Genomic DNA, 4,429 nt, shown 5'->3' with positions numbered 1-4,429 from the left:
GCGTAGGACGGGTTTGAAGACCGGTTGCTGGTGCGATATCCGTCGGTGCCGATGATGTTGTCACCGTCGATGTCCAGCGTCTTGGCGGGCGTGGTGTTGCGCCAGCCAACCGTTGGATCGTCGTTCTTCGTCTCCATATTGTCCTGGGTGCCGACGAAGGTGATGGCGGCGGTCGTGGCGCTGCTGGAGGTGGTAAAGCTCCAGGTGCCGTTGCTCAAAAACCCGGCGAAACTGTTGCCTGCGAGGTCATCGATGGCGGTGTCGTCGATTTCGACGTAGTAGGTGGTCGCGAGCGCGAGGTCGGAAGACGGGTTCAGAGTGACGGTGGCCCCGGAGAGGGTGAGGCCACTCGGCGGACTCGCCACATCGAAGCTTTCGATCGGTGCGCCACCGCCGGACTGAAGCAGGCGGATCCCACCGGTGCCGAAGGCGATGTTTTCGCCGAAGGTGATGACCAGATTGGCGCCCACAGGAACGCCGGTCGCACCATTGTTAGGATTGAGCGTGCTGATCGTGGGGAGCGTGGTGTCGGGCACGAAGGTGGTGAAGCGCCAGGTGCCGTCGGCGGTGAAACCTGCGAAGCTGTTGCCAGCGAGGTCGTCGATTGCGGTGGCGTCAATCTCGACATAATAGGTGGTCGCTGGCGCGAGGTCGGCGGTAGGATTCAAGGTGACCGAGGAACCGGAGAGCGTGAGGTTGGGCGGCGGGTTCTCCACATCGAAGCTTTCGATCACTGCGTTGTCGGACTGACGGCGAAGGCGGATCGCTCCAGTGCCGAACGCGACGTTTTCGCTGAAGTTGATGACCAGGTTGGAGCTGTAACTGATTCCCGTGGCCGTGTGCGTGGGGTTGAGCGAATTGATGGTCGGCCGGGTGGTATCGACGGATACGCTGGTGAATCTCCAGGTGCCGTCTCCGCTGAATCCGGAAAAACTGTTGCCGACGAGGTCATCGATGGCGGTGTCGTCGATTTCGACATAGTAAATGGTCGATTCGGCTAGGTCGGCAGACGGATTGATGGTGACGGTGTTTCCTGAAAGTGTCAGACCTGCCGGAGGGCTTGCCACATTGAAGCTTTCGATCAGAGTTCCGCCGGACTGCAGCAAGCGGATGGCTCCGGTGCCGAAGGCGACGTTTTCATTGAAGGTGACCGACAGGTTTGAGGCGAGGGCCACGCCGGTCGCGGTGTGGGCGGGGCTGAGCGTCTGGATTTCAGGAGGGGTTTCATCCTCAGCTGCGGGACTGGCGGAGAATTGAATTTCAGATAAGGCGACCCCATTGCCGCCGCTCCAGTTGGTGTTGGCCTCAAAACGGATGTGGCGGACCTCTGTGATTGGCAGAGTGGTGCCTGTGGCTGTGGCGAGGTCGAAACCGGTGTTGGGGGAGCCGGCGGCGGGAAGTTCCAATGATGCGCCTCCGAGTCGGGTCCAGTTACCGCTGCCGGTTCCGCCCGGAATGGCCACGTTGGAGAAATAGATGTCCACGGAGCGCAGGTCGAAATTCCAGACGTGGATGGAGCCGAGCGTGTGGCTGGCACCAAGATCCCACTGAAACCATTGGTCCTCGACAGGGTTGTAGATCGTGGTGGGTGCCAGGCAGTAGGTTCCCACAGCACTGCCGTGCTCGCCTCCACTCAGGCCGCTGCCATCGATCGACTTATCCGGCGTGCCACGGGCGGTTCCATCCGAATTGAAGTCGGTGCGCGAGGCCGTGGCGGTGATTTCCGAGCCGTCAATGACGGGCGCGGCGGTGGTGAGGGCCCATGCGCCGCTGCCGTTAAGCCCCCCAAAGCTGTTTCCCGCATGGTCGTCGATGGCTGCGGCATCGATCTCGAGGTAGTAGCCTGTGGAGGGGGCGAGGTCGGATGTTGGATTAATGGTCAGGGTTCCACCGGAGATGCTGAGGTTGGCCGGGGGGCTGGCGACGTCATAGCTTTCCACCAGGGTGCCTCCGGTGGTGAGGCGCAGCTCGATGTTACCGGTGCCCAAGGCGATATTTTCGGAAAAGGTGATGCTCAGGTTCTGGTTGATTCTGACATTGTTGGCACCGTTGGCCGGGTTCAGTGCTTTGAGGGTGGGAGCACTGACATCGCCCGCCGAGGTGGTGAAGCTCCAGGTGCCGTCGCTGCTGATGCCTGCGTAGGGGTTGCCCGAGTGATCGACGATGGCGGTGGCAGCGATCTCAATGTAGTAGCCGGTCGAAGCTGCCAGCAGGCTGCTCGGGTCGATTGTCAAAGTGTTACCCGAGAGGGTCAGATTGGTTGAAGGGGCTGCCACATCGTAGCTCTCCACCAAGGTGCCACCGGTCTGGCGGAGGGTGATGTCGCCCGTGCCGAAGACCACCTCTTCATCGAAGGTGATGCTCAGGTTGGCGGTCGGTTCGACCGCAGGCGCCGTGTGCACCGGACTGAGCGTGTCAATCTGAGGGGCACTTGCGTCCACCGGTAAAGAATTCAGATAGGCCTGGCCGAAGGCATTACCCAGCGCCACCAGCCCGGTTCCGGTAAAGTGGATGTTGTCGCCCGAAATATCGAAAGAATCCGTATCGATCAAATAGGCGTTGGGATCGGCCGCGGCGACATTGTCCTGGGCGGCCCGGATATCATGCAGGCCAGGCTCACGTCCGGTTTGCAGAATGGAGAGGCGGCTGATGAAGAAGGCAACATCCGCCCCGTAGCGGGCCCGGATGTCAGCGATGAACTCGTTGAGGTCCGCTTCATACTCCGCAGTGGTGCGCCCATTAGCGGCGTCGCGCTCGCCTTGGGTCCAGAGCATACCGACGACCTCGTAGGTGTGCCCCGCTTTGGTCAGGGCCTCCAGGCCGAAACCGACTGTCGTTTTGAGGCGGTTGTAAGCGTATCCGGTGGTCGGGTCCCAATCGCCGTAAAGGTGAGTTCCCCCTTTCGAAAACTTAATCAGGGCGAAGTCCTCGTAGGGGCGCCCGTCCGCAATGGCTCGACCAAAGCTAATTTCGGGACCATAGGAAGACCCGAATCCCGGTTGCAGCGGTCCCAGTTTCGAGGCGCTTTCATCCGTTCCGCCGTAGATCCAGACATCATCCTGCGGCGCTTTCTGCGCCTCCGTCAGGTCGCTGGTCTTCGGGCCATTGCCCGTCATGTTCGACTGCCCGCCGAGAAGAAAGACCTTGTAGTGCTCGGCTTGGGCGGATGTTCCGAAAATCAGACCAATGGTGCCGACCAGAAGGTGCGGCTTCAAGAATGAAATCATGTTTGGTAGGGTTAGAGGAATCGAGTGGCCACAAAAAAGGCCGGCCGCATCGTAATGTAGGCCGACCTTCTGAAGTTGATGCTCGAGAAAGCTGATTAAGCTCTACGGCGGCGAAGCAGCGCGAGGAGAGCGAGCGCTCCGAGAAGAGCTGTGCTGGGCTCCGGAACGGCGGCGCCGTCGAAATCGACCTCACTAAGCATGACCCATTGATTGGCATTAAACAGCTCGACCTGAACGTATTTCGCATCATTCAGAGAAGATACGTCGAGCGTGTATAGTATCGTGCTTGCAGTCCCGCTAACGGCGCTGCCGGTAGGTAGATCTAAAATACCAGTCGTGTTTGAGAAGTCGCTATTATCGGTGCTCGTGGAGATTCTGTAATCAGTCGCTCCCCAGCCGCCACCTTCATTTTGGTAAATATTGATCGTGGAGAAGTCATAAACTTGATCGAAAATGAAGGTCATTCCGGCCGTTGGATTAGTGGCAGTGATAGTCCCTTGACCCCATGAAACGTTGGTGCCGTCGCTCCAACCACCTGTAGAGATGACGTTGTCAATCATACGGATCGGGCTTGTAGTATCATTACCAGCGTTGCTCTCTGGGCCTGCATTGCCAGAGGCATGCGTGTAACCGGTCGGCACGATGGTTGCAGCCTGTGAAACAGCGGTGCTGGCCACTAAAGCCACAGTGAAAGTGATTAGTTTGGATTTCATGTTTTTTTGATGCTATCGGTTACTTGAGGTTGTGGTTTAGTGATTTAGCTTGCATGAATGGATCTATTTCATCACGGGGTGGGGTCGACGTCCTGAACCCGCAGGAAGAGTTTGCTGTCGCCGGTGACGTCGACATCGAAGGTCAGGGTGCCCCCGCTGGTGTTGAAGGGACTCGGGATCGGCGTCGCGGTTCCGGTCTCGAGCGCCGTTTCCTCGGTGGTGAAACCCGTGAGATCCGTGGAACTGGCGCACCAGTAATCGACCGAGTCGTCGCCGGTCATTGTGACGGTGGCGGTGTTGCCGGAGACCGAGAACGAGGTGATTTTTGGATCGATGGCCCCGGGTGTGCTGATGACGCCGGTATCGAAGGCGATGCCGATCACCTGCTCGAAGCTGGCGGAGAATACCGAGTTGGAATCCGAGGTCGTGGATGTGACCACGAAGGTGTCCCCCACACTGAAGTCGGTGACGTCGAAATAGGCCACATCG

At 59.0% G+C, this 4,429-nt stretch carries 3 protein-coding genes; all 3 read right to left on the bottom strand.

The genetic code is table 11. From position 1 onward, the window contains the following. The coding region (locus ACG2LG_RS23545; protein ID WP_396263277.1) for an Ig-like domain-containing protein at positions 1-3,215 on the bottom strand (3,215 nt) is incomplete at its 3' end. Positions 3,216-3,322: 107 nt separating this feature from the next. Next, positions 3,323-3,940, bottom strand: a complete 618-nt coding sequence (locus tag ACG2LG_RS23540; RefSeq protein ID WP_396263276.1) for a PEP-CTERM sorting domain-containing protein — start codon at positions 3,938-3,940, stop codon at positions 3,323-3,325. A 71-nt stretch (positions 3,941-4,011) separates the two neighbouring features. After that, positions 4,012-4,429 (bottom strand): hypothetical protein (locus ACG2LG_RS23535; protein WP_396263274.1); only part of this gene is annotated, 418 nt, incomplete at its 5' end.

This window comes from Haloferula sp. A504, from assembly GCF_044385805.1.
Lineage (GTDB): Bacteria > Verrucomicrobiota > Verrucomicrobiia > Verrucomicrobiales > Akkermansiaceae > Haloferula.
Note: the sequence above shows the minus strand (reverse complement) of the source record. Positions and strands in the feature narration are given on the sequence as shown.